The organism is Pseudomonas fluorescens (assembly GCF_001307275.1).
GTDB classification, from domain to species: domain Bacteria; phylum Pseudomonadota; class Gammaproteobacteria; order Pseudomonadales; family Pseudomonadaceae; genus Aquipseudomonas; species Aquipseudomonas fluorescens_AA.
Map to the genome: position 1 here is coordinate 1,004,450 of NZ_CP012831.1, position 20,375 is coordinate 1,024,824.

Here is a 20,375-nt window from a genome sequence, read left to right on the forward strand (position 1 = left end):
CTACGGCAACACAAACTTTAGGTAGCCCACCATCAATTTTTCGTGAAAAAGTTGCTATTAAATAATTATTTAAGGATCCCGCCAGGCACCTGTTTCAGGCCTGATGCAGATACCAGCGCCAATCCTGCTCGCCGACTTCCCCCATGAACTGACGGTATTCGGCGCGCTTGACCGCCAGATAAACATCCAGAAACGCCTCGCCAAACGCCTGCCGCGCCCAGGCCGAAGCCTCGAGAGCACGCAGGGTGGTGAGCCAGTCGGTGGGCAGCGGTTCGATCACCTGGGCATAGCCGTTGCCTTCCACAGGTTTCCCGGGATCGCACTGCTCACGTATGCCGTGATGAATGCCGCCCAATATCGCCGCCGCAGCCAGGTAAGGGTTGGCATCGGCGCCGCAGATACGATGCTCGATGTGCCGCGAGAATGCCGGGCCACCCGGCACCCTCAGGCTCACGGTGCGGTTGTCCACGCCCCAGGTCGCCGCCAGCGGCGCGTAGCTGTTGCTTTGGAATCGCCGGTAGGAGTTGGCGTTCGGGCAAAACATCAGCAGCGAATCGAGCAGGGTGTCGAGCATCCCGCCCACTGCATGGCGCAGCAACGGCGTGCCGTCGCCGGCTTCACTGGCAAACAGGTTGTGGCCATCACGGTCCGCCAGACTGACATGCATGTGCATGCCGGAGCCCGCCAAGTGATCGAATGGCTTGGCCATGAAACACGCCTGCATGCCGTGCTTGTGGGCCACGCCCTTGACCAGTCGTTTGTAGCGCACCGCTTCATCCATGGCTTGCAAGGCATCGCTGCGATGTTCGAGGGTGATCTCCACTTGCCCGGGTGCGTATTCGGAAATGGCGGTCCGGGCCGGGATGCCTTGCAGTTTGCATGCGGCGTACAGGTCGGCCAGGAACGGCTCGATCTGCTCCAGCTCGCGCAAACCATAAACCTGGGTGGCATGCGGTCGTCCACCGTCGGTGTCCCGTGCTGGCTGCGGCCGGCCTTGGTTGTCGCGGTGCGCATCCAGCAGATAGAACTCCAGTTCCGCCGCCATCACCGGGTAATAACCGTCGGCCTGCAGGGCCTCGATCACCTGGCTGAGCAAATAACGCGGATCGGCGATGGTCGCCGGTCCACCTTCCTGGGGATGCATGCTGACCTGCACCGCGGCCGTGGGAATCAACCGCCACGGCATGCGTTGCAAGCTGCCACTGATGGGATAGGCGCGGCAATCGATGTCACCGACGTCCCACACCAGCCCGGAGTTCTCCACATCGTCGCCATTGATGGTCAGCCCGAGAATCGTACTGGGCAGTGGCCGGCCACTTTCGTAGACCGCCAGCAACTCGTCCCGATGCAACAACTTGCCCCGAGGCACGCCGTTGTTATCGAGAATGAACAACTCGAACAGCTCGATATCGGGGTTCTGCGCGAGGAACGCCAGGGCGTCTTGCACGGGTGCAAAAGAAATTTTCGCAAGGCTCATGGGAAGGCTCGTATTTCCATGTCGGACGGGCGACAAAGCGCCGTCAATGTGTGCTCGTCGTTGTGCGAGCACGATGAGTGATCAACAGGAAATACAAGTATCTGGAGGGCGCGCATGCCGGCAATGCCAGAGCGCCCAAAAGGCCAGCTCGGAAGGCAACGCACTCAGGGCTGGGGCCATGGCAGGCGTGAACCGGCCGACCGGATCGACTGCGGCGTATGAAGGGTATTGGAATGCCAGGGGCGAACCGTCCATGAGCGCATCACAGGAAACACATCGGGCAAGCGTCCCACGACCCCCTGGACGGTTAAACCTGGATTTGCTGGAGCTTGGATCGGCGCAAACTAAACATAGGCAAACGAATCGGTCGTTGATCGACACGTCGTGTTCCCTACATTATCTGTCCCGTTCCCGACCATGAAAGCGCCTGCCCGGCATTCTCTTGGCACCATCGTTCCGTTAGGATCGTCAGCCTGGTTTGCGCAAGATCCGCGCAAGGAGCACAGCGAGAGACAGAACGGATGCTGAACAGTAACTCCCTCAGAAAGCTCGACATGCAGGACCTCATGGTGTTTAGCGCCGTGTACGAGCAAAGCAGTGTCACCGGCGTGTCCGAGGCATTGTGCGTCAGCCAGTCAACCGTCAGTTATTGCCTCAAGAAACTGCGAACCTGTTTCGAAGACGAACTGTTTATCAACACCCGCACTGGCATGCGCCCCACCTACAAGGCCGAGGGCATGTACGATCATGTGCGCGGCATTTTGCAAAGCATCAATCTGTGCCATGCCGGCAGGCCAACCTTTGATCCGGCCCGGCAAGCCATTACCTTCAATATCTGCGCACCGGAATATTTCGAACACCTGATCCTGCCGCAACTGCTGCAAGGCTTCGATTACGCCAATCTGCCGGTGGTGGTGAACGTGCACAAGCTCGAAGCCGACATTCCCGCCGAAGAGCTACGGGACGGCAGCCTGGACCTGGTGATCTGCTTCGGCCCGAACTTCCACAGCAACCATACCGATTTCAAATCCCGGCAGCTGTTGCAGGAGGACCTGGTCTGCGTCGTGGATAAACGGGCGACGCCGCTTGAGACGCAACTGAGTCTTCAATCGTTCGTACAGCGCCGACACGTGTTTCCGACACCCTGGACGTCAGCGACCAACATGGTGGATGGCTGGCTGTCGCAGCAGGCGCATCACCGGCAAATCGCCGCTCGCGCCAACAGCTACAGTGCCGCACTGAAGATGATCACCGGCACCGACTTCATCCTGACCCTGCCCCGCCGCATCCAGAAACTGCTGGCCAACGAGGCGGTTTTCAATCACCACGAAGCGCCCAGGGGGCTGCCAGGGTTTACCTTGAACATGCAGTGGAGCCTGGCCCTCGATCAGGACAGTGCCAACGCCTGGCTACGCGAACAGATCATCAAGGCCTGCGCCCCACGCGACACCTGATCGTCATTGACCGATCAAGGCCTTGGCATACGGCTCCCGATCGATGTCGAGGATTTCCACGCACAGTTGCACGCTGACTTCGGCCGGCCATGGCCCCAGGTCCTGGATCACCGCCAGCAGGCTATCGGCCAATTGCTTCTTGATTTCCGGCGAGCGTCCGCTGAGCAAGGCCAGCTTCACGTGCACGAAACCCCGCTCGCCTATTCCTGTGCCCACTCGAAAAGTCTCGAGCTTGACGGCCCGGCTCTTGATGTCGTGCTCGGCGGAAAATTGACCGGAGGCCACCAGTGCATTGTTCAGGCGCAGCAGTGCGACCTCGGCCTTCAGCTCGGGCAGGTTGGCGGTGTACTCCATGTGCAGGTGAGGCATGTGTTCGACTCCGATTCGAAAATATGACGAGGGGGTTTCAGTCGTCACAACCTTACCTCGACTTTATGCGTTCAGGCAGGTTTTGTTTCGCCCCAGGCCGGTGTCAGGGCTCTGCCAGGGGCACGCGTTCGCCCATGAAGGCCTCCAACCGCGATCGCAACCAGCGCTCGGCCGGGTCACTGTCGACATGGCTCAGCCAGACCATGGACAAATCCAGGGTCGGGGTCTTGAAGGGAAAGGGCTCGTTGAACAGTTGCCCCGAGGCGGCCATGGCAGCGGCGGTATAGTCCGGCAGGCTGGCGATCAAGTCGGTGCCGGCCAGCAACGCCGGCAATGCGCTGTATTGCGGCACCGACAGCACGACCTGGCGCGTGCGCCCGATCTCGGCCAGCCATTCATCAGCGAACCCGGCGACGTTGGCGGTATGGGACACCAGCACATGAGGTCGCGAGCAGTACTCGTCCAGGGTCAGCGGCGTGTCCGATGTATCGGCACGCAATACGCGCGGTTGAATGTGTCGCAACAGTTTGCGCTTGGCGTTGGCCGGCAGGCCGCGTGTCTGGCTGATGCCCACGGTGATGTCGCCTGACGCCAGCAAATCGGGGATGCGCCAGTAATCGACATGCTGGACCACGAACACGATTTGCGGCGCCTCTTGCCGCAGGCTGCTCAACAGCGGCGGCAACAGGCCGAACTCGACGTCGTCCGACAGGCCGATGCGAAACGTCATGGTGCTGTTGGCGGGATCGAAATCGTGGGTCAGGCTCAAAGCCACCGACAGCGAATCGAGCGCCGGCGAGAGATGCTGGATGATCTCCTCGGCCCGGGCCGTCGGCTCCATGCGGTGGCCGACGCGAATGAACAGCGGGTCGTTGAACATCTTGCGCAAGCGATTGAGGGCCGAGCTGATGGTCGGCTGGCCCAGGAACAATTTTTCCGCCACCCGCGTCACGTTGCGTTCAAGCATCAACGTTTCGAAAACCACCATCAGGTTGATGTCGGCCTTGCGCAATTCGTTGCGGTTCATCCCCTGCCCCCCGATTCCTTGACTGGATGCAGTGTAGAAACGCCGGGGGCTGCGCGTCTATGCGCAAAAAGGCGAAGCGCCTGTGCAATACCGTCGAAGAAATTGGGAGAGGCACCCTGCTTTTGTGGCGAGGGAGCTTGCTCCCGCTGGGCTGCGAAGCGGCCCCAAGATTTTGCGGTTGCTGCGCAACCGAGCGGGAGCAAGCTCCCTCGCCACAATGAAAAAGCCCTACCTCACAATCAGCGATTTCAGCCCCAGCGCCATGACTCGCTCATCACCTCCCAACCCCAGCGCCTTGGGACTGATGGCATCAGGCAACTGGAAATGCACGCGCAACCGCCCATCCGCGCCAATCGTTTCACGAATGAGCGGTGTCAGGGGCAGTTCAAGGGTGTTGTCCTGCAAGCGCGTGAACTGCGTCGACAGCGCTTCAACACCGTTGATCAAGACCTCCACCCGCTGGCGCGTGTGCGAGGGCTGCACGAACGCCGCCGCTTCGATCGAAATGGCCCGCGCTTCTGGCGGTATGCGCAAAACAACCTCAGCCTCAGGCCCTTCCGACCACGTGCCCCACTCTTCGACGCGCCCCCAGCCCTCGGCCAACATGGCGTTGATTCGGCTGAACACCTGGCGCTCACCGAGCTTGACCTGCATGTCCAGCGTCTCGTCGGCAACCGGCGGGCATTGGGCGCAGGTTTTCCAGCCCGGCGCCAACACCACGAGGCCGTCGATACGGGTCAACAGGTCGGTTTGGCGGTTGACGGTTTTCGCCGCCTGGAGCGCGGCGCGAGGGTCGAGGATGTACAACGAATCGGCTGCGTACTGGCCGCTGGCAAGCATCTGATCGGCGTGTCGCTGGGCTCGCTCGATCGCCCGGTCGCTCATGCGTCCCAGGTACACACCATCGGTTTCCAGGCCATGCGCCAGGGCGTATTGGCTGGTCAGCAGCCAGTTGTCCGGCTGGTTCTGCGGCAACAGCGTCCGGACTTTCGAATAATGACCGGCCGCGCTGGCCCAGAACGGATCGTTCATGGCCGTGGGCCAACTCGAGGCCGCCGGCACCATCCGGCTCTGGCGCAGGCCGGCCCATCCCGCGCGGGTATCCAGCACTTGCACCACCAGGGCGATGGCCAGCAGACACGCCGCTGCCCGGGGCTTGTTGCCGCGGATCACCGCGAAGATGACGACAAATACGATGGCGTAGAACACGGGCCAGAACATTCGGCCGGCCGCGCGAAAGACGTTTGCCAGAAGTTCAAGGGGTTTGGGCAGCCAGTAGTGCATATTCAGCATGCCAATACCGACGTGGTTGGTCAGCGAAAACAGCGTCAGCCCGATCAATGCCAACAGCAACAGTCGCCTGTGGCGCACGGCATTCGCCAAACCGGTGTTGCCTTGCAGCAATGCCACGCCAGCGCAGATCGCCAGCATGAGGACACCCAATCCCAGGTAGTTGAAACCTTCGTAGTCCCCGGGGCCCTGGGGCATGTCGCGCAAGGTGTGTGACCAGCCGCTGGGGTTGACCAGCGACATCACGTTCAAGCGATACAACCCATAACCCCCCGCCACGGTCCCGCCACCCACGCTGAAATAACCCGCCTGCCAGCAACAGAACGCAACCAGCAAAAACAAGCCACCCAGCTCGATCCAGGCATCGCGCCGGGACACTCGGCCCTTGCTGGCCTGACTGGCAAGGTCGGCCAGCCAGATCAACGCCACCATGGCCAACAGGTAAGCGTGTACCAGCGCTGTGGCGGCCAACAGCCCGCCCCAGGCCAGCCGGCGTTTTTGCACACCGGGCCGCAGCGCCAAGTACAAGGCCGCCAGGATCAGGAAATGCCCGGACAGCGACAGATGCCCGCCCATGCGCAGAAACATCGGCGGCGAAAACACCAGCAACCCGGTACCCAACAGCCTGATCCACAGCGACGGCGTCAGCAGGCCGACCAGCTTCCAGCCGAACCAGGCTTGCAGGATGAAACAGGCCAGCAACCACAGGCCAAAATACTGGAACGTCTCGGGAAGCCAGGCGTTGAAGGGTTTGAACACAAATGCCAGCAGCGGATTGGAGTCGGAAAAAATGATGCCGTTGCCCAATTCCAACCCATAGGAAGGGTTCGTGCCCAACGGAAAGGTCCAGGGCGAACTGCGGAAAAACGCCCAGCCCATGTAATGGGTCGCCGCATCCCCCTCCCCCAACCAGGCGATGTTCGTCGGGTCCAGCACCCGCGGGCCGATCACCAGCAGGAACGCCAGCGTACCCAGCAGTATGGGCAACAAGGAAACCAGGTGATGCTTGCCGCGAACGGTCATCGATACGTCCAGAAATTATGCAGGATGAAGGTGAACACGGGGATGATCAGCGCCACGGCCGCGATGCCCGCCAGGTAATCCAGGCCGACACGTTGGGCTACCCAGGCCACCAGCATCGCCAGCCCGAACCCGCCGATCGATACCACGACGAAACGGCCAAGGGTGCGGCCATGCAAGCGGCTGGAAAAGCTCCAGAGGGTGTTGATCAGGTACGACACCACGGTCGCCACGACAAAGGCGAAACCGTTGGCCAGTGGCGGGTTGGCCAGGATCAAGTGCACAAACAGCACGGCAGCCACCACATGGACCGCGGTGACGAGCAGGCCGGTCATGGCAAAGCGCAAGGCACGTCGCAGCAGCGGCGAGTGCGTCCAGGTCACGGCTTCTGCGCCAGGCAGAACACCGTCAGGCCGGCGATACGATTGGCCCCCATGAATGGACGCTCCAGGCTGCACAGGGTCCTCAGCACGCCATTGACCAGCGGATGATGCCGCGCAAGCTGCGACTTGGCCGGTGCCCCGGAGGTTTTGCGCTGCAACAGGCGCAGGCCGGCGGCAATGGGAAATACCAGGCCGAAGTAATACGCCCCTTGCTGGACCTGCAAACCGGCCTGCGCCACGACGCTTTCCAGTTGTTTGAGGGTATAGCGGCGCTTGTGCTCGAGGAAATCGTCATGCCCGCTCCAGAGAAACTGGAACGCCGGCACGGTGATCAGGAAGCGGCTACCGGACGGCACTTTGTCGACGTAGGCCTTGAGCAGGCCCACATCATCATCCACGTGCTCCAACACGTCCATCAGCAACACCAGGTCGGCGTCCAACGTGTCGATGGCGCGTCGGTAGCGGACCGGTTTACCGGCGGTGCTGGCGTCGGAGTCGGCCGGATAGCTGATGTCCACGCACCAGGCCTGGGCCGTTGGGGTATGGGTCAGCAGGTGATGGGAAAAAAAGCCCGAGCCGGCGCCCACGTCCAGCAACGTACTGGCCGAGGTGCCCTTGAGCATGTGGAGCATGGCCCGCGCTTTCGATCGGTAGTACCAATGCTGCTCGATATCGGGACCGAGGATGTCGGTTTCCTTGAGATCCATGGTCAGTCCTTGGCGTCATAGATGCGCCGCACCAGGAAAACCGGCCGACGCTTGGATTCGATATAGGTGCGGCCCAGGTATTCCCCCAACACGCCGATGCCGATCAGTTGCAGTCCGCCCAGGAACGTGACCGCGACCATCAGCGAGGCATAGCCCGGCAGGTCGACCCCGGAAATCAGGGTCCGCAACACGATGAACATGGCAAATGCAAAGGACACCAGCGAGACGCAAAGCCCCAGGTACGTCCAGATACGCAGCGGTTCGGTGCTGAAGCTGGTGATGCCTTCCAGGGCAAAATTCCACAGGCGCCAGCCATTGAACTTGCTTTCACCGGCGGACCGCTCCGGCCTGACGTAGTCCACGTGGGTGGTCCGGAACCCCACCCAGGCAAACAGCCCTTTCATGAAGCGGCGCGATTCGGGCAGGGTTAGAAGGGCATCGACCACACAGCGATCCATCAAGCGGAAATCGCCGACATTCTCCGGCAGCTTGTGGTCGGCGATTTTATTGTGCAGCCGGTAGAACCCGTTGGCGGAAACCTGTTTGGCCCAGGAGTCGGAATCGCGATTGATCCGATGCCCCAGCACCACTTCGGCGCCGTTGCGCCAATGGGCGATCATGTCCAGGATCACTTCGGGAGGATCCTGCAAATCGACGTCGATCGGCACCACCGCCTGGCCACGGGCGGCTTGCAGGCCCGCGCTCAACGCTGCCTCCTTGCCGAAGTTGCGACTCAGGTCGACGATGCGGATACGCGGGTCGGCCTTCTGCCTGTCCAGCAGCAGCGCCAACGTATCGTCCACGCTGCCGTCGTTGACGAACACCAGTTCCAGGCTCACCAGCGATTCATGGGCAAAGACCTGGTCGATCCTGGCCATGAACAAATCGATGGACTGGGCTTCGTTATAGACCGGAATGACAAGCGAAAGCGCTAGACGACCTTGCAGATCCGCTCCTGGATATTCAGTCACTTGATGGCTCTTTTTCTTATAGTGTTTTCAGTCCCATCGGGCTTCCGGCCCTAGGCGTCGAACCGTATTAAGCAGGACCAGGCAGGGCAACGCAAGGATCCAGTCAGAACTTAAGCCGACCACATATTCGCAACATGACTTTTCACACTGTAACGGTCAAATTCCCGGCCAGCGCTCATGCCCAGCAATATTTGATAACCAATGGAAACGAATTTCCCATAGCCAAAACCAACCACTTGGCTAGGCTTGCAGCCACATGTTCAACGCATGTCTTGAGTGAATGAATCGCAGGGAGCGAACCGATGTATTTTGAAATCTATCGACAGACCCGAGGCAACCCGAGCACCGGAAAAGGCCAATGGCGCTGGCGCTTGAGAGCCGGCAACCACGAAACGATCGCCAGTGGCGAAGCCTATGTGAACAAGAGTGACTGCCTTCATGCCGTCAGGTTGATCAAGAACGTCCATGACGAGACGCCCGTGAAAGAGATCTGAGCACCGCCAAGCGGGGTCTGTAGGAGCTGGCGAAGCCTGCGATCTTTTGATCTTGATCTTTCGCTTGAGATTCAAGTGTCTGGAGAAAGATCGCAGCCTCGTTGCACTCGACAGCGCCTACATCGCTTCTGCTTTTTGCTGTGACGATGGTTGCCAGGCAGGTAGGGTATACGGACGAAAACAGGAGGCCGGTGCAATGACTCGATCCACCCACAACCGCGACTGGCTGGTGCGGGCGCCCGAATCGAGGAAAATGGAACGCATCGAGGCTTATTTCAGTGGGCATGGCTACACCACCCATCGCCATGACACCTACGCCATCGGCATCACGCTTTCCGGCGTCCAGAGCTTCAACTATCGCCACAGCAAGCGTCATAGCCAGCCCGGCGGCACCATCGTCCTGCACCCGGACGAAGTGCACGATGGCGAAGCGGGGACCCGCGATGGCTTTCGTTACCGGATGTTCTATATAGAACCGTCGGTGATCCAGCAGGTGCTGGGGGGCAAGCCGCTGCCTTTCATCGAAGGTGGATTGTCCAGCGATCCCCGCCTCAACATCGCGACCCGTCGATTGTTGAACAGCCTGGATCATCCCCTCGACCCGCTGGAGGAAGAGGACGCCATCTACGATGTGGCCCAGGCCCTCGACGTTGCGGCGGGCAACAGGCGCGGACGGCGGCTGATCGACTACCCGGCGGCAGAACGTGCCCGCCTGTTCATCCACGATGCCCTCGACCAGGTGATCACCCTGGACGATCTGGTGCAGGCAAGCGGCAGGGACCGATGGAGTCTGTCCCGGGACTTCCGGGCGCTGTACGGCACCAGCCCCTATCGCTACATCACCCAGCGCCGCTTGAGCGAAGCCCGACGCCTGGCCTTCCACGGTACGCCACTGAGCGAAGTGGCCCTGGCCTGTGGTTTTTTCGATCAGAGCCACATGACCCGGTTGCATACACAAGCCTTCGGTATTTCACCGGCACGCTGGCTGAACATGCGACGCTAGGACAGCGACTGCGCGGCGCAAAAAGCTGCACGATCATCCAATACGCACACTGGCTCGAACCATAAAGTAGGACGCACCACCCCACCAAGGAGATGCCTCGATGACCCGTTACGCCCCCATCAACTTCGCCCAGAAATACACCCTGTTCCAGGAACAGTGGACGCCGAAAGTCGTGGCCGAAATGAACGACTACCAATTCAAGATCGCCCGGCTCGAAGGCGACTTCATCTGGCACGCCCACGCCGATACGGATGAAACCTTCATCGTGCTGGAGGGCGAACTGCGTATCGACTTTCGCGACGGCGCGGTGACGATTGGCCCGGGCGAGATGTACGTGGTCAAAAAAGGTGTGGAGCATAAGCCCAGCGCCGCCCAGGAAGTGAAGCTGCTGTTGATCGAGCCTCGCGGCGTGATCAATACCGGCGAAGAAACCAATGAGCGAACGGCGGTCAACGATGTCTGGATCTGACTGAGCCAGGCTCAATCGTATTCAGCTTCCTGGTGATCGCCCAACACACCTGCATCGATCGGCCAACACAGGTCGGCGACCTGCCCGGCATTCAACACACCGGGCATCAGGACAAAGCCCTGCTGATGCAGGGCTCGCAGGAGGTCGTCAGTCGACACGACACCACCGGCTTCAGGTACGGAAGCGGCCGGTCAGTTCCGCCAGGTTTCTCGACAGGCTCGAAAGCTGCTGACTGGCCTGCATGCTCTGGGCGGAATTGGATGCCGCTTCGTTGGACAAGTCGCGAATGTCGGAGATGTTGCGAGCAATCTCTTCGGTGACACTGCTCTGCTCTTCACACGCGTTGGCGATCTGCGCGGCCATGTCGTTGATCCGCTGGATCGAGCCGCTGGTACCGCTGAGCACCTCATCAACCCCTGCGGCGCGCTCGACGCTGTCCCGGGCCTTGCTGCTGCCGACCTGCATGGCTTGCACCGCCTTGGCGACACCGCTTTGCAAGCGCTCGATGCGTACCTGAATGTCCTTGGTCGAGTCCTGGGTGCGTGCCGCCAGGGCCCTGACTTCGTCGGCCACGACCGCGAAACCACGGCCTTGCTCACCCGCCCGTGCCGCCTCGATGGCTGCGTTCAGCGCGAGCAGGTTGGTCTGTTCGGCAATGCCCCGGATCACTTCGAGCACGGCGCCGATGCTGGAGGTTTCCTGGGCCAGTGCCTCGATCGTGCCCGAAGCGCTCTCCACTTCCTGGGCCAACTGGCGGATCGACTCGATGGTGCTGCTGACCACCTCAGCACCGTCCCGAGACTGACTGCTCGCCTGTTGCGCGGCATCCGAGGCGCTCACCGCGTTATGCGCAACTTCATGCACCGCCGCGCTCATCTGGGTGGCGGCGGTGCTGACCTGATCGAGCGCCGCATGTTCGCTGCTGATCAAGCGGTCATTCGTCGCGGCCATATCGGCCATGGCACGCGCTGCGGAGTCCACCTCTCCGGTCACCCGTCCAACCTCGGCAATCAACGGCTGCAATTTATCGAGAAAACGATTGAAGGCACCACCGAGCTGGCCTAACTCATCAGCGGAGCGCACCTCGAGACGCCCTTTCAAATCGCCGCCGCCCTCGGCAATCTGCTCGACGCGGTGCAGCAACCGACGCATAGGGCTCAGCACCACCAGCGGCAAGACAGTAAGCACAAGGACGCAACAGAACAGGCCGATCAACAGAATCGCACCCTGTTGCACACCGACTGCCTCGCCGTTTTCAATCGCTGCGTCGCCTTCGCGATGCGATGCCGCATCTTCAAGGTCACCCAGCTTGTCGATGGAGTCCCGCATGGTTTCGAACAGGCGTTCACTGTCACCGAAGCTCAGGGCACTAGCGCCCTGCGGATCCCTTACAGACTGTTCGACGACCCGCCGCGAAACCTGCATCCATTTCCCGAAGCTGTCATTGAACTGACTGACCAAGGCCTGCGCCTCGGCACCGGGTTGCATCGCGGCATACTTCTGTACGCGATCATAAGCCTGCTTCGCATTCTCGCTGTGACTGGTGCTCAGCGCTTGAATATGCTCATTCGCATGACCATCCAGCAGGCTGCGCTCGGCGACGAAAGCCTGATAAAGATCGCGATCGGCATTGAGCAACAGGCTGATGGCCGGCAGATTACGTTTAGTCAATTGCGTGCTCGATTCAGTCACCTGACCGATGCCACGCATGCCCGTCCACCCCATCAGCACCAACAACAGCGCGAGAAACGCAATGGGCAGAGTGATTTTCCAACGAAAGCCCAGATCGGCAAAAAACCGCAGCATGGGGTGTCACTCCTTTCATGGGGATTAACTTACCTATCGGCAGCCATGCCTTGAGCTATAGACCATTAGTCCAATTGTTACAAAGCCTTGGGCTGTGATCATGCAGGTTGCGCAGGGGGGCGGGCGGGATAAAAAAAGGCGGGGGGAGGCAATAGCTGCGGGGAATTTTCTGACATTTCTCGCCCACATAATTTAGAGAATTTTCTGACTCATCATCTGATTGATGATTTCTCCAGAAGGGCTCTATAGTCCAAATGTCGTTCGTAAGAGCGGCTTGGGTTTGGCGACTCAATGACAAATGGTAAGAAAGCCCTCAATCAAGCGGAGTTTGAAATGAATAGATACATGGCTCTTACCAGCAATGCCGACAATCAACCCCTCTTCGTCGATACCTCTGCGCCTTTGCACATCCTGCTCGACACGGCGGGTTATAGAATTCGCGCGGTCACCCAGCTTTTAGAGAACCTCGCCATGCGAGGGGACATTCCGAGTGATTCAGTGGTCCTCCAGGGCTTTGCACAGCTGTGCTGCATTCCTTTGAGGGATGGCTGCGACGTACTCGATGTCACAGCTCGGCGCTTGGATGCGGAGCCGGCCTCTCACAGGTAATGCCAGTCTAAGGATAAAACGACACAAAACCTGTGGGAGCAAAGCTTGCTCGCGATGGCGGCGGACCAGTCAATGGCGCTGTCGACTGGCTCACCCCAATCGCGAGCAAGCTTTGCTCCCACGGGTTTGGGGCTTAATTGACTGGCATTAGACTTTCACAGGGACCCATTTAGTCAGGGGGAAACGGGGACAGACCACGATTAGAGGCAGGCTGATTAAAGATGAACTCATGATCGTGGTCTGTTCCCAGTCTCCGCTCTAATCCACTCTTCAGACAGGTGAATGATTAGCCGCATGCCCAGGCTGCGCATGAAGATCGATGCCTAGCGCATGAATGACCTTGAGTACGGTATCGAATCTCGGTTTTGATCCGGGGGCGAACGCCTTGTACAAGCTTTCTCGTCCCATGCCGGAGTCTTTAGCGATCTGCGCCACGCCTCGGGCCTTGGCTACATAGCCGATCGCTCGGAGAAACTCCTCGCTGTCACCATCAGCCAACACCTGGGAAAGGTATTCACTGATCGCTTCGTCGCTATCGAGTAGTGCGGCCATGTCAAATGTCGTCAGGTGTTGGCTCATGCTCAAATCTTCTGCCAATTTTTTCGCTCGCCGGATATCAGCACTCGGTGAAGACTTGTTGCCCCCAGCGAGTAGCACGATGACCACTCCACTGCGCATGGTGAAATAGACCCGGTAGCCAGCGCCTACATCCACACGCAACTCTGAAACACCATCACCGATAGGTTTCACATCGCCCAGGTTACCGACTGCGCGCGATCAATGCCGTATCCCGTTGGATACTGAAAATCAAGGTACTGATGCTGGTCATCCCCCCGCATCCTCAATTCAGGGCGGGCGGGGGAAGAAATGGGAACAGATCAAGATCTGATGATGAGTGAACTCAAAACCGTGGTTTGTCCCCAGTCTTGGTTAATTCCTACTGCCTTAGCCGCTAATCATCATCGTCTGGCATGAGAGGCCCATCATAAATTTCCGCCAATCGAACCACAGCCTCGATGACATCTTCAGGTTTAGCTCGCCCTTGTATTCGCTTTAAAACGCTTTCGCACACAATGTGCCTTGAAGGTACCTTGGGGTTTAAGACGTTACCCAGTCCCTTCCGTGAAGTATTTTTAAATTCCTCATTTACTGCGGCTTCCAGATCACCCGGCCCGATTTCAATCTCAAATGGAAGCTTCTCGAAGGTGCCACCATCAATAATCTCGTCAATCACTGATGTATGCCAAACAATACCAACCTGCGGATCATTCTTATCAGTTACCCCCTCCCGCCCCACATAGATACCAGCAAGTATCGCGACATCGGTCGTAAATCGATAGGAGGCACCATTGACGATTACTTCTCCTTTCGGACTGTAGTAAAGGACAGGGGAACCAGACATACCGCTCTTCGATGCAGAATCAATAAGATATTTTGGTTGGCCGTTCCACCCCCTTTGCACGGAGGAAGCAATTGTCGCCCGCTTCCACACGGGCTGCGAGTAGTCATCCTGGAGATTGTGAGGATATCCAGGTATAAAAAGCTCTTCTGTCACCTCTACATTACCCAACCATTTATCTATAACGCTTTGACTCGGTACTAAATAACGTTGCACAGGGCAAAGGTCAGCAGGAATATTGGTGTTTCCAGTGTCCAGAAGCGAAACAACTACATCTTGAACCGTACCATCAAAATCATAGAGCTCCATTTTCAGATACGCCATAGGATCAAAAGGAATGGCTACCACGTCAACTCTTGGCCAGCCCGTTGGATGTATCAAGAAGAGCGCCTTATCCTCATCCATTAACGGTAGAACAACTGACATTCGTGAGGTTCCAAAATCACCACGACTAACCGCAATACTGACGACTATATTGTCGGGTATGGAGCTATGCGCGCTCAGAAATTTCAAATTATCGGGATGACGCCCCGTTAAATTGTGCCAGGCGGTCACGATATAAAATTTTCCATCGCGCTTGTATACCACCCCAGTACCGATAGCGAGCTTCGTTCTCTGAAATCGCATCGTCAAATGAACAACTGAGTTACTCACTGCGGCCATGCTCGCTCCTTGCGCCTTTGAATGGTCGCAAGACGATATCAACAAGCCATTACCACGCCAACAAAAAACTCAAAAACGAAAAAGCCCCTGAAATGTTCAACCATTTCAGGGGCTTAGTCGTATTCAATAATGGCGGAGAGATAGGGATTTGAACCCTAGGTACTGTCGCCAGTACAACGGATTTCGAATCCGTCCCGTTCGGCCACTCCGGCATCTCTCCAGTGGCGCGCATCATACCAGCACATTCGCCGGAAGCGAACCCCCGAGCGAAATTTTTTCCGTGCTATCAGATGCTTGCGTCGATTACAGCGGTACACCCAGGCGCTGGGCGACTTCTTCGTAGGCTTCGATGACGTCACCGAGGCCCTGGCGGAAGCGGTCCTTGTCCATCTTCTTCTTGGTGTCCTTGTCCCACAGGCGGCAGCCGTCCGGGCTGAATTCGTCGCCCAGGACGATGGAACCGTCGCTGAACACGCCGAACTCAAGCTTGAAGTCCACCAGCAGCAGGCCGGCGTCGTCGAACAGCTTGGTCAGCACTTCATTGACCTTGAGGGACAATTCCTTCATGCGGGCCAGTTGCTCGGTGGTGCCCCAACCGAATGCCACGACGTGGGATTCGTTGATGAACGGGTCGCCCTTGGCGTCGTCCTTCAGGAACAGCTCGAAGGTGTAAGGGTTGAGTTTCATACCCTCTTCCACACCCAGGCGCTTGACCAGGCTGCCGGCGGCGTAGTTACGCACGACGCATTCGACCGGGATCATGTCCAGCTTCTTGACCAGGCATTCGTTGTCGCCCAGCAGCTTGTCGAACTGGGTCGGCACGCCGGCGGCTTCGAGTTTTTGCATGATGAAGGCGTTGAACTTGTTGTTCACCATGCCCTTGCGGTCCAGCTGTTCGATGCGCTTGCCGTCGAACGCCGAGGTGTCGTTGCGAAACAGCAGGATCAAGCGGTCAGCGTCGTCGGTCTTGTAAACCGACTTGGCTTTGCCGCGGTAGAGTTCTTCACGTTTTTCCATGATGGGCTCCGCTTGCTAAGTAGTGGGCTAGGCGATATGTCGCCAGTCGAGCCCTGAATCTTGATCGGCCAGTTGCAGCCAGTCCGGGTCGCACCCGAGGGTGTCGACGAAACATTGCCGGGCCAGCTGCGGCAGGTTGTTCTTGCTGCTCAGATGGGCCAGGACCAGGTGTTGCAGGCCTTGCCAGCCCAACTCGGCCACCAGGAACGCGGCCTGGTGGTTGTTCAAATGTCCGTGCTCCCCGCCTACCCGCTGCTTGAGGAAGTAGGGGTAGTAACCACGGGCCAGCATGTCACGGCAGTGGTTGGACTCGATCATCAATGCATCGAGGTCCCGATAACTGTCCATCACCCTGTCGCAATACGACCCCAGGTCGGTGAGCAGCCCGAAGCGCCGCTCGCCGTCGCTGAATACATATTGCGTCGGCTCCCGGGCATCGTGCGCCACACTGACCACGCTGATGTCCAGGCTACCGATACGCAGTTGCTCGCCACCGACCACGAAACCGGCTGGCTCGATGGGCTTGCGCAGGCCTGCCAGTGTCCCACGGCTCAGGTACACCGGCAGATTGTAGCGCCGAGACAGCAAACCCACGCCATGCACGTGGTCGGCATGTTCGTGGGTCACGAGTATCGCGCTCAGTTGCGCCGGGTGCACACCCAGGCGCAACAGGCGTTTCTCGGTTTCCCGCAGGGAGAAACCACAATCGACCAACACGTACGTACCAGCGCTGGCGACCAGCGTGCCGTTGCCCTGGCTACCGCTGCCGAGAACGGCGAAACGCATCGGATCAGCCCAGGTTATCCTGAATCACGCTCAATACCTTGCGGGCCACATCGGCCGGCGCCACGGTGTTGATGTTCTTCTCGACAGTGACCTGGACGCTTTCGCCGACCTTGCTCAGGCGAACCTGGTAACGCTCGGCGCGGGCTTCGATCTCTTCCTTGTCCGGCTTGCTGCCGAACAGGCCGCTGAAGAAGCCGGGCTTGTCGTCTTTCTTCTCGGCCTTCTCGGCGAGGTTGATGTAGTACAGGCCCAGGCTGCGGTTGATGTCCTCAACGCGCCACTCACCCTGTTCCAGCGCACGGCCAACGCTCGACCAGGCACGGTCCAGGTCGGAGCCGACGTTGAGCACCGGGTTGCCGCTGCCGTCTTCGCTCAGGCTGACGCGGCTCGGCGCATCGAATTCCTTGGACGCCAGCATCGAGACCGAACCGCCCTGCTCCGCGGTACGACTCATGCTGGCAAGCATGTCGTCCACCAGGGCAGCGTCGAGGCCGGTATTGACCGAACGGTTGGTGAAGGCCACGTCGGCGGTGCTGCCGGCAGGACGCTCGGCGCTGACCACGTAGATTTCACTGGTGTTGCGCTGCACGCCCGGCTCGATACGCACCCGCACGCGGGTTTCGCTGTCGGCCGCGACACCGGCGGCGCTCAGGCGCTTGGCCATGGCGGCGGACAGTTCATCGGAGCGCTGCCAGGTGGTGGTGAACTCGCCGGTTTGCGGGCGCTGTTCGTCCAGGCGGAAACCGTTGTCCTGGAAGAACTGGATCGCCACCGGCCAGACTTCGGCTGGCGGATGCTGGCCCATGACCCAGCTGGAATCGCCACTCTTCTGCAGGGTGTAGTCGCTGGCGTCGGCCACGGCCGACAGCGGCTGCGGACGTGGAACGATGTACTCGCCCTTGACGCTGTCGTCCGCGACGTTGCGCGGAATCGGCAGCAGCGGATCCAGGCGCTTGGCGATGTTGACGTCTTGCGGCAGTTGCATCGGTGCAGTCTGTTGCGCTTGCAGGTAATCGCTACCACGGTCGCGGAAGTAACCTTCCGGCCCCCAGATCCATCCGCAGCCGCTGGTGCTGGAGATAATCAAGGCAAGTGCGGAAAGTCCGGCCATTCGCTTCATGCGTTGTACTTCCTCAATTAAACCAGGACGCCGGACTGGCGCAGGGCCTGCCGCAGCGGTTCGTGACAGGGGGTGCTCAGCCAGGTCAGTGGCAAGCGGATGCCTTCGTGCATCAGGCCCATTTCGACCAAGGCCCACTTCACCGGAATCGGGTTGGCCTCGATGAACAGGTCCTTGTGCAACGGCATCAGTTTTTCGTTGATGGCCCGTGCGGTCTCGGCGTCGCCCTTGAGCGCGGCCTCGCACAGGTCGGCCATTTCGCGCGGGGCAACGTTGGCGGTGACGGAGATGTTGCCCTTGCCACCCAGCAGGATCAGCTCGACCGCTGTCGGATCATCCCCGGACAGCACGATGAAGTCCTTGCTCACGCCATCGAGGATGGCCTTGGCGCGCTTCATGTCGCCGGTGGCTTCCTTGATGCCGATGATGTTCGGCACAGTGGACAGGCGGATCACGGTCTCGGCCTGCATGTCGCAGGAGGTGCGGCCGGGAACGTTATAGAGAATCTGCGGGATGTCGACGGCTTCGGCAATGTGCTTGAAGTGCTGGTACAGGCCTTCCTGGGTCGGCTTGTTGTAGTACGGGACGACCAGCAGGCAGGCGTCGGCACCGGCTTCCTTGGCGTTGCGGGTCAGCTCGACGGCTTCGCGAGTCGAGTTGGCGCCAGTACCGGCGATGACGGGGATGCGACCGTTGACCTGCTTGACCACGGCACGGATGACTTCGATGTGCTCATTGACGTCGAGGGTTGCCGACTCGCCGGTGGTACCGACGGCGACAATGGCATGGGTGCCGTTCTCAAGGTGGAAGTCCACGAGTTTGCTGAGGCTGGCCCAGTCAAGATGCCCTTGTGCATCCATGGGTGTGACCAGTGCCACCATACTGCCCGCAATCATGAAACCGCTCCTGCCGGAAAAAGAGAGCGGTAATGGTACTGGCGCCAAGATGCTTGTACAAGCGAACTACCATTCCCCTGGGCGATGGTTTTCGCTACCCTTCAGGCTTTGATCGGTACCGACAAGCTCATACGCCGGTTTCCAGCCTCCGTTTTCGACGCCACAAGCCCCGATCCCGGGTTTGTCCTGGTGCATTCCCGCTGTCGCGGAATGCAGCGCAACCCCGGACAAAAGGCTTGAGCCGTTCGTTTTCCCGGGCCGGGCGCTGTGTCGAGCGGCAAAGGTACCGACCGCTCATCGCTTTAGGAATGCTGCATGTCCACCCCCACAGTCCGCGAACAATTCCTTGTTATCAGTGCCCTTGGCGCCAACCCCATGGAGCTGACTAACGTCCTGTGCCGCGCCAGCCATGAAAATCGCTGCGCCGTCGTAACCTCACGCCTGACCCGTCATGGCGAATGCAGTGCACTCGTGCTGGAGATCTCCGGCAGCTGGGACGCCCTGGCGCGCCTGGAAGGCGGCCTGCCGGTGCTGGCCAAGAAGCATGCCTTTACCGTCAACGTCGTGCGCAGCGCCGCCCTGGAGAACCGTCCACAGGCCCTGCCCTACGTGGCCTACGTGAGCTCGGCCTACCGTCCGGACATCATCAACGAGCTGTGCCAGTTCTTCATGGACCATCACGTCGAGCTGGAAAACCTGACCTGCGACACCTACCAGGCCCCGCAGACCGGCGGCACCATGCTCAACGCCACGTTCACCGTGACCCTGCCCGCCGGCACCCAGATCAGTTGGCTGCGCGATCAGTTCCTGGACTTCGCCGATGCGATGAACCTGGATGCCCTGATCGAACCGTGGCGCCCACAAAACCCAATGTAAGGAAGCGTTCATGGCCGTTGCCGTCGACCAGCCGGTTACCGATTTCCAGGCGCCCGCCACCAGCGGGCAGACCATCAGCCTCGCCGCCCTCAAGGGCAAGCAGGTGGTGATCTATTTCTACCCCAAGGACAGCACTCCCGGTTGCACCACCGAAGGCCAGGGCTTTCGCGATCAGTACGCGCAATTCCAGGCTGCCAACACCGAAGTGTTCGGCGTCTCCCGGGACAGCCTCAAGTCCCACGAGAACTTCAAGTGCAAGCAGGAGTTCCCGTTCGAACTGATCAGCGACAAGGACGAGGCGGTCTGCCAGCTGTTCGACGTGATCAAGCTGAAAAAGCTCTACGGCAAGGAATACCTGGGCGTTGACCGCAGCACCTTCCTGATCGACAAGAACGGCGTGCTGCGCCAGGAATGGCGTGGCGTGAAGGTGCCGGGGCATGTGGATGCGGTGTTGGCGGCGGCCCAGGCGCTCAACAAGGGCTGAAACTTTCGCTGCCTTTACTGGCGCTATCGCGAGCAAGCTCGCTCCCACACTGGAT

22 protein-coding genes, 1 tRNA gene and 2 pseudogenes are annotated in these 20,375 nt (G+C 59.5%); 7 read left to right on the forward strand and 18 right to left on the reverse strand.

All coding sequences use genetic code 11. The features are described 5' to 3' along the window. Positions 1–94: 94 nt before the first annotated feature. Positions 95–1,462 (reverse strand): glutamine synthetase family protein, encoded by a 1,368-nt coding sequence (locus tag AO356_RS04445; protein ID WP_162491252.1) that lies wholly within the window; start codon positions 1,460–1,462, stop codon positions 95–97. A 536-nt stretch (positions 1,463–1,998) separates the two neighbouring features. On the opposite strand from AO356_RS04445, the gene AO356_RS04450 reads away from it, so the two are divergent. Beyond that, positions 1,999–2,931 carry a LysR family transcriptional regulator gene (locus AO356_RS04450; RefSeq protein ID WP_060738746.1) on the forward strand — a complete coding sequence of 311 codons (933 nt, stop codon included), beginning with the start codon at positions 1,999–2,001 and terminating at the stop codon, positions 2,929–2,931. Between the two features lie 3 nt (positions 2,932–2,934). Here the strand turns inward: AO356_RS04450 and AO356_RS04455 are convergent, their stop codons facing one another. From AO356_RS04455 to AO356_RS04480, 6 genes are all read right to left on the reverse strand, one after another. Further along, positions 2,935–3,300 carry a 5-carboxymethyl-2-hydroxymuconate Delta-isomerase gene (locus AO356_RS04455; RefSeq protein WP_060738747.1) on the reverse strand — a complete coding sequence of 122 codons (366 nt, stop codon included), beginning with the start codon at positions 3,298–3,300 and terminating at the stop codon, positions 2,935–2,937. Positions 3,301–3,403: 103 nt separating this feature from the next. Then, the gene (locus tag AO356_RS04460) at positions 3,404–4,327 is read right to left on the reverse strand and encodes a LysR family transcriptional regulator (protein ID WP_060738748.1); all 924 of its coding nucleotides are present in this window, start codon (positions 4,325–4,327) and stop codon (positions 3,404–3,406) included. A 228-nt stretch (positions 4,328–4,555) separates the two neighbouring features. After that, complete coding sequence (locus AO356_RS04465; protein WP_060738749.1) at positions 4,556–6,640, reverse strand: DUF6311 domain-containing protein; 2,085 nt, start codon at positions 6,638–6,640, stop codon at positions 4,556–4,558. Beyond that, positions 6,637–6,972 (reverse strand): GtrA family protein, encoded by a 336-nt coding sequence (locus AO356_RS04470; protein WP_060743069.1) that lies wholly within the window; start codon positions 6,970–6,972, stop codon positions 6,637–6,639. The genes AO356_RS04465 and AO356_RS04470 overlap by 4 nt, the downstream gene beginning before the upstream one ends. A gap of 44 nt (positions 6,973–7,016) precedes the next feature. Beyond that, positions 7,017–7,727 carry a class I SAM-dependent methyltransferase gene (locus tag AO356_RS04475; RefSeq protein WP_060738750.1) on the reverse strand — a complete coding sequence of 237 codons (711 nt, stop codon included), beginning with the start codon at positions 7,725–7,727 and terminating at the stop codon, positions 7,017–7,019. A 2-nt stretch (positions 7,728–7,729) separates the two neighbouring features. Beyond that, on the reverse strand, positions 7,730–8,698 hold the full coding sequence (locus tag AO356_RS04480) for a glycosyltransferase family 2 protein (RefSeq protein ID WP_060738751.1): 969 nt from the start codon (positions 8,696–8,698) through the stop codon (positions 7,730–7,732). A 302-nt stretch (positions 8,699–9,000) separates the two neighbouring features. On the opposite strand from AO356_RS04480, the gene AO356_RS04485 reads away from it, so the two are divergent. The 3 genes from AO356_RS04485 (at position 9,001) to AO356_RS04495 (ending at position 10,664) form a co-directional block, all read left to right on the forward strand. Further along, positions 9,001–9,192, forward strand: coding sequence for a YegP family protein (locus AO356_RS04485; protein ID WP_060738752.1), 192 nt, complete (start codon positions 9,001–9,003; stop codon positions 9,190–9,192). Between the two features lie 196 nt (positions 9,193–9,388). Beyond that, a complete protein-coding gene (locus AO356_RS04490; RefSeq protein ID WP_060738753.1) occupies positions 9,389–10,195 on the forward strand; it encodes an AraC family transcriptional regulator in 807 nt (268 codons plus the stop codon). Positions 10,196–10,295: 100 nt separating this feature from the next. Continuing rightward, complete coding sequence (locus AO356_RS04495; RefSeq protein WP_060738754.1) at positions 10,296–10,664, forward strand: cupin domain-containing protein; 369 nt, start codon at positions 10,296–10,298, stop codon at positions 10,662–10,664. A gap of 11 nt (positions 10,665–10,675) precedes the next feature. Here AO356_RS04495 and AO356_RS32970 read toward each other — a convergent pair whose 3' ends face one another. The 3 genes and pseudogenes from AO356_RS32970 to AO356_RS33300 form a co-directional block, all read right to left on the reverse strand. After that, complete coding sequence (locus tag AO356_RS32970) at positions 10,676–10,822, reverse strand: hypothetical protein (protein WP_219734607.1); 147 nt, start codon at positions 10,820–10,822, stop codon at positions 10,676–10,678. 13 nt (positions 10,823–10,835) lie between these two features. Then, complete coding sequence (locus AO356_RS33295) at positions 10,836–11,624, reverse strand: methyl-accepting chemotaxis protein (RefSeq protein ID WP_371914143.1); 789 nt, start codon at positions 11,622–11,624, stop codon at positions 10,836–10,838. A 69-nt stretch (positions 11,625–11,693) separates the two neighbouring features. Further along, positions 11,694–12,470: pseudogene (locus AO356_RS33300) on the reverse strand (MCP four helix bundle domain-containing protein); the annotation flags it as partial. Between the two features lie 333 nt (positions 12,471–12,803). Here AO356_RS33300 and AO356_RS04505 point away from each other — a divergent pair. Further along, positions 12,804–13,079, forward strand: coding sequence for a hypothetical protein (locus AO356_RS04505; protein ID WP_060743070.1), 276 nt, complete (start codon positions 12,804–12,806; stop codon positions 13,077–13,079). Between the two features lie 270 nt (positions 13,080–13,349). On the opposite strand, the gene AO356_RS04510 is transcribed toward AO356_RS04505, so the two are convergent. From AO356_RS04510 to dapA, 8 genes and pseudogenes are all read right to left on the reverse strand, one after another. Beyond that, positions 13,350–13,658, reverse strand: a complete 309-nt coding sequence (locus AO356_RS04510; protein ID WP_060743071.1) for an addiction module antidote protein — start codon at positions 13,656–13,658, stop codon at positions 13,350–13,352. A gap of 18 nt (positions 13,659–13,676) precedes the next feature. After that, positions 13,677–13,838 (reverse strand): annotated as a pseudogene (locus AO356_RS30610) (type II toxin-antitoxin system RelE/ParE family toxin); the annotation flags it as partial. Between the two features lie 193 nt (positions 13,839–14,031). Beyond that, positions 14,032–15,141, reverse strand: coding sequence for a hypothetical protein (locus AO356_RS04515; protein WP_060738756.1), 1,110 nt, complete (start codon positions 15,139–15,141; stop codon positions 14,032–14,034). 130 nt (positions 15,142–15,271) lie between these two features. Continuing rightward, positions 15,272–15,361, reverse strand: a tRNA-Ser gene (locus AO356_RS04520). Positions 15,362–15,444: 83 nt separating this feature from the next. Next, positions 15,445–16,158: a phosphoribosylaminoimidazolesuccinocarboxamide synthase gene (purC, locus tag AO356_RS04525; RefSeq protein ID WP_057449754.1), complete on the reverse strand. Its 714-nt coding sequence runs from the start codon at positions 16,156–16,158 to the stop codon at positions 15,445–15,447. Positions 16,159–16,185: 27 nt separating this feature from the next. Next, positions 16,186–16,944, reverse strand: coding sequence for an MBL fold metallo-hydrolase (locus tag AO356_RS04530; RefSeq protein WP_060738757.1), 759 nt, complete (start codon positions 16,942–16,944; stop codon positions 16,186–16,188). A gap of 4 nt (positions 16,945–16,948) precedes the next feature. After that, positions 16,949–18,064: an outer membrane protein assembly factor BamC gene (gene bamC, locus AO356_RS04535; RefSeq protein ID WP_060738758.1), complete on the reverse strand. Its 1,116-nt coding sequence runs from the start codon at positions 18,062–18,064 to the stop codon at positions 16,949–16,951. 17 nt (positions 18,065–18,081) lie between these two features. Next, positions 18,082–18,960 carry a 4-hydroxy-tetrahydrodipicolinate synthase gene (gene dapA / locus AO356_RS04540; protein WP_060738759.1) on the reverse strand — a complete coding sequence of 293 codons (879 nt, stop codon included), beginning with the start codon at positions 18,958–18,960 and terminating at the stop codon, positions 18,082–18,084. A 315-nt stretch (positions 18,961–19,275) separates the two neighbouring features. On the opposite strand from dapA, the gene AO356_RS04545 reads away from it, so the two are divergent. Further along, positions 19,276–19,836: a glycine cleavage system protein R gene (locus AO356_RS04545; protein ID WP_060738760.1), complete on the forward strand. Its 561-nt coding sequence runs from the start codon at positions 19,276–19,278 to the stop codon at positions 19,834–19,836. 10 nt (positions 19,837–19,846) lie between these two features. Beyond that, positions 19,847–20,320: a peroxiredoxin gene (locus tag AO356_RS04550; protein WP_024616115.1), complete on the forward strand. Its 474-nt coding sequence runs from the start codon at positions 19,847–19,849 to the stop codon at positions 20,318–20,320. The last annotated feature ends 55 nt before the right edge of the window (positions 20,321–20,375 follow it).